The organism is Vibrio sonorensis, assembly GCF_001854765.1.
In the GTDB taxonomy this organism is placed as follows: domain Bacteria; phylum Pseudomonadota; class Gammaproteobacteria; order Enterobacterales; family Vibrionaceae; genus Vibrio; species Vibrio sonorensis.
Genome location: NZ_LJJE01000130.1, coordinates 1 through 4,667 on the forward strand (window position 1 = coordinate 1; position 4,667 = coordinate 4,667).

General features: G+C 49.9%; 4 protein-coding genes. 1 reads left to right on the forward strand and 3 read right to left on the reverse strand.

What is annotated here, in order from left to right:
• A partial coding sequence (locus tag BLO31_RS24160) for a hypothetical protein (RefSeq protein WP_217495158.1) occupies window positions 1-244 on the forward strand: 244 nt, incomplete at its 5' end.
• A 4-nt stretch (window positions 245-248) separates the two neighbouring features.
• Here the strand turns inward: BLO31_RS24160 and BLO31_RS22825 are convergent.
• Genes BLO31_RS22825 through BLO31_RS22835 form a run of 3 tightly spaced genes read right to left on the reverse strand, consistent with a single transcriptional unit; the run spans window position 249 to window position 4,091 of the window.
• A complete protein-coding gene (locus BLO31_RS22825) occupies window positions 249-2,342 on the reverse strand; it encodes a hypothetical protein (RefSeq protein ID WP_070972434.1) in 2,094 nt (697 codons plus the stop codon).
• The gene (locus BLO31_RS22830; protein WP_070972437.1) at window positions 2,339-2,818 is read right to left on the reverse strand and encodes a hypothetical protein; all 480 of its coding nucleotides are present in this window, start codon (window positions 2,816-2,818) and stop codon (window positions 2,339-2,341) included. Before BLO31_RS22830 ends, BLO31_RS22825 begins: the two co-directional genes overlap by 4 nt.
• Complete coding sequence (locus BLO31_RS22835; protein ID WP_070972440.1) at window positions 2,805-4,091, reverse strand: hypothetical protein; 1,287 nt, start codon at window positions 4,089-4,091, stop codon at window positions 2,805-2,807. The genes BLO31_RS22830 and BLO31_RS22835 overlap by 14 nt, the downstream gene beginning before the upstream one ends.
• Window positions 4,092-4,667 lie beyond the last annotated feature (576 nt).

Here is a 4,667-nt window from a genome sequence, read left to right on the forward strand (position 1 = left end):
TTTCTTTGGCGAGAAGAGCGTACCACTTTCAGTCGTTGGCTTCCTCTTCTACACCTATCCACGAATGCCGCACTTGTTATTTGAAATCGGGAGTGTAATAAATGATTGGTGTCGACCACGTCAGTTGATAGGAGAGCTGGGTTTTATCAAGGGATTGAGTCTTAGGCGGGTAATTGAGCGGGCCATTGGTAACGGTGACCCGCTTGATGTTAAGTATCAGTACGTTTTATACCCGTTTTTGTAGTGACTTAAGGCAGCATTTCCTGCATCATCCGGTTTTGAGGAATGGCGCTATAACGCGCTACAGTTGCACGTCTATCGTCGAACTTTATCGTTACGGCAGTTGTGTTTGATTGACCGGCGTATTCAGCGTAGTAGGTAAACGATCGTTCTGCATAGTTTCGGTGTGACAGATACGCTGTTAAAATCAAGGCGGCTAGAGACCCGCTGAGCGTCAAATCATCGAGTTGTTTCTTGACGTCGAGGGCGCGTTCTTGATCGTTTATGCTCCTCGCGTTTACACAACCCTCAAAAAGAGCAGTAGCTATGTGTACCACAACTTGGTGGTATTCACGGTTTAACTGCGCACCCTCAATCGATAAGTCGGGAGTCGGTATGATGTCGAGTCCAGTATAGTCATGCAAGGCGTCTATAAGATCGGCTTTGCAGCGTTCTATTTTTTCCGTGAGGTCATAGGATCTGTTTGGTGGCACGGGAGTATTGTTAGTATAGATGATAGCGGCACTCTTACTCGTTTTAATCTGTCGGATGACTGATTTCCTCCTCGGGCGGTTCGTTTTCGCGAACATACCGGCGAGGTTTGACAAGATTGAGTTCAATTTTGTCGATTGGATCATGGACAAGAGAGCGGGTGGAACATAGGCATCATTATCAGCGTACTGAAGAACGGCGTTTGGATCACTGTTCAGGGTTGCGCGACCCTGTTGATACGGTTCGTCGTGTGTCACATCTTGATAGCCCTGCTGCTTTAGGGTGATCAACGAATCCCCGAGGTGATGTCGCAGGCGTTCATAACTGTTGATCGTGCTAGGTTTCAGTAAGGATGTTAATCTCATTTTCCCAGCAGACAACGTTCTGTTAGGATCCAGAACGCGAAAGTTTTTCCACATCATTTGTATCAAACAGTACAAGCTGACGGTAAATTGCAGCTCTGAGGTGATCACCGTGACCGCCCAGACGTCGTAGTGATTCTCTTCCCTAGAACTTTCATGAACGACTTTCAAGCGATTTGTGCGCCGTCCGGATGTGACGTCGACGCGCTGTTTTTCATATATGAGGAGAATCGGCCCGCGGTACTCTTTTTGGTCGCTTGGACGTTTCGCTTTTCCTTGTGGGTTCGTGTTCTTGGTGTCCAGTTGCTCCAACAGTGACGATAGTTCTCCGGGGAATTTGTCCGTAGAGATAGGCCGTCTGTATTCAAGTGAGCCTGTAGCGAGCAAACAACCGATAGTAAGTTTTTGTCTGTCAAGTTCAGCGGCATACATTTCAAGGTCTGTTGGCAGTGCCACGTTGCTATATCCCGCGGCCGGATCGAGGCTATATAAGGTTTGTAATTTTGTGCCGAGTTGTGAGTCGGAGCGCAGTACGGAGCTGAGGTAAGAGGTTTCGGTTTTTGACAAGTAATCGATGAACGTCACTCCGTCCGGTTCCTCTCGATTTAGAAGGGACTCCTTCAGATTTGGTTGATTGATCACCGGCGCTAAATCCGCGGGATCATTCAGGTAATATTTCGAGACAACATTCATCGCGGCAAGACGGAGTCTAGTGTCTCCGGATTCTTCTCTCTTATGCGCCAGTTCGCTACATAGTTCAGTAAACGTTCGTAATTCCTGCAGTAAGGAGTTCGCTGATCGTAAATTCTCCACGGTGGTAGCCGAGTAGGGGCGCCCCGTGGCATAGTTCATAGAATCAAAAACCATTAAAAAAAACAGGGTTACGGCACTCGTTCGCGGGATTTGTAGTTCCTCTTGCGAGTGTAACGCTTCTCGTTCGCACGCGGTTAGCAGATCTATGAACAGGGTACGCACGTCGTCCGATTGTGGCGTGCATAGCGCGTGTTTTACTGTGGTGAAATGCGCATCGTGCGGATTCTGGTCCGTCGATGATGTGGAACCTGTGTTCAAGTCGATAACCTCGACACGCTTTTGGTCGCGGTTTTTCGGCCGTTTAGCATTCTCGAGCACGTACGCGTCCCATTTGCCAATTAGCTGCCAGTATCGGTTTTCAAGTGTGGTGACGCCCGAGGGCGGGTGTTTACTCCAGTCCTTGTTACCCACCAGTTTATTGTTCAGATCAACGAGCGGTTGACAAGCGTTTTTCACCGACCCTTGAACCGGCGAGTAGCGAAGGATATCATTGTTGCGAGGTTAGCCAATGTTCGCAGTTGTCCATGTCGGTCGGATTTGTTATCGTATAAGTACATCTGGCTGTTCACGTATTCCAGCATTGGCGTCCCTATCAGTGTCGCGACTTGTGGGTTACAGCAGTACGAATAAGTCGCCTTGTGGCGCCGAGCATGTTTGTGTGTTTGGAGGGCTTGGAGCTGAGGGTCACTGAGAAGACGGTTTAACTTTAAAGTGGAACTTGTTAGGTCTGTTAATTCAGTTTTCAACTGGTCGGCTTCTCGTGAAGGGTCAGTGTTGGGTGAGTATTTGTAAAGGTACGAAGACGAGGTCTCATTGAAGTAGTAGCCTGCCAGTTGAGCGTCTCGGCGTTCGTGTTTTGTAGGCTGTTTTGATTTACCCGTTTCATTTAAGAAGTCAGTGTCGGTTTTGGCATTGCGCTTAGATTTTGGCATGAGGAGATCCCCCCTTGAGGCTATAGTATATATTGTCCGCAGATGCTGCGCATAGCGCGAACTCGAAAGTGGCGGTCAACGTCTTCAGGTTATTGCTGTTAATTGATGCGATGGTGATTCCTTGACTAAAGGCTTCCAGCCCAAGGGTAATCGTAGTGGACGTGCGACGGTCGTTATTGGATTTCTCGAGGCGCAGTTTTACAATCGCAAGTGCGATTGACGAAGCCAACACGTGACAATCGTGCGTGAATCCTAACATGGTCGAATCCCTTGTAGCGCCAGGTCCTTGAGCGCACGCCTTCCAGTCAGTCCACAGAGCGGTTAGCGATCGTTCAACCGAGTCTGCTAACACGTCGTCGTTGCGTTCATCCTGGTCAGGATAATAGGTACTGTGTAAGAATTCTTGTAAGGCATATTGCAGTTTCAAGTTCACGAGAGTCAGGCTGCGAGCGAGTAACCGGCGTCGAAGTGGTAACGCGTGTACCCACATCGGAGATTTCCCCCCGATAGGATAGAGGCGTGAAAACGGAACGCGGTCATAATCTCCTAAGTCCGGCGACATTGAACATGGCTGCAGCGCGTTTTTCCAAACCGACGCAGGGTATCGTTGGGCGTTAGTGTAGCGTTCCACCAGGTCCCAATACAGTGTCGTTATGTGTTCGCATGACGGCGTACGGGGTCCGCGGTCATCAGAGTCATTGAGTGCGAGGAATGGGACACCCTCAATATTGTTGACGTTCGTCGTTCCGCTCAGAAGCGGTGCATCGGTGTTTATTGACCCGTGGTGCGGAAACTCGTGGTCAGGTGTCGTCAATGTCTGCCCATAGAAACCGGCTGCATACTCCGTGTGAAGGTCCTCGGTTTCAAGGAGTCCATTCGTCACATTGTTGTTATCGAGTAAGCCCGTTAAAAGCCAGTTTCCCATGAAACGCACGAACGTTAGGTGATTTAACTTCCCGTTACGTAAGCTTCGTAACACGTCGTCGGTGGGATTGACGTGCACGAGAGATAGGACGTAGGTTTGCGGACTTCCCTTCACGGCATCGAGAACGTAAAAGCAACCCCAACGGGTGTGAAGATCTTTGTACACTCGGTCCAGATTCAGGATAGCGTTTCGGGCAAGCGTGTAGGTCTTTACAGTATCGCGTGTTACGTACTTGAGGTCCCTCGCGGTGATCGGTTCAGTCTCACTGCCGGTGTATTTTAGTGTTATTTCATAGCTTGTTATCGCGTATTCGGTAGCGTCTAAGCATACAAGTAATGTGTTGTCCACGGAGCGTCTCCTGTATCAGTTGTTGTTTCGTGTTCGGATGTCGCGTAGTTTGTGCTTTTCGCAGCATTGCTGCCTTCTCTGTTAACGCGTTCATAGCCCCCTTCGTGTTGTTTTCGCGTGACGCGCGATTATTTTCGTTCCACGTTCTGTAGCGCATCGGGAGTTTTCTCAGGAACATTTCCAGTTTCGGTGGTCCATAGGGCGTTCCCTGCTGTTAACGCGTGGTGGCAGTGCGTACGCGTTGCCATTGTTCCATTCGACCTTTTCGCCTTTGCGCGTATCTGCAATCTCTGGCCTAGTCGGTTCGCGCCCGTCGGGGTTTCAGGCCGTGTCCCCAAGGGGACGCGTTCGACAAAGATGTTGGGTCGCGGTCCTGTCGTGATCGTTGGCGAGGCTAACGGCGTTCGAAGATGAGGTAGCCGCGCAGGTGTCAGTTAGTCGTTCTTCTAGACGCAAGCCAGTTTCGTCCCTCGTACCACCCTTATCACCGGATGCACCCCGAGCGTTTTCTTTCACTCTACTCCTTCATCCGCAGTCATCACGCGTTACGCCCGTTCTTTTAGAGCTGCATCATCG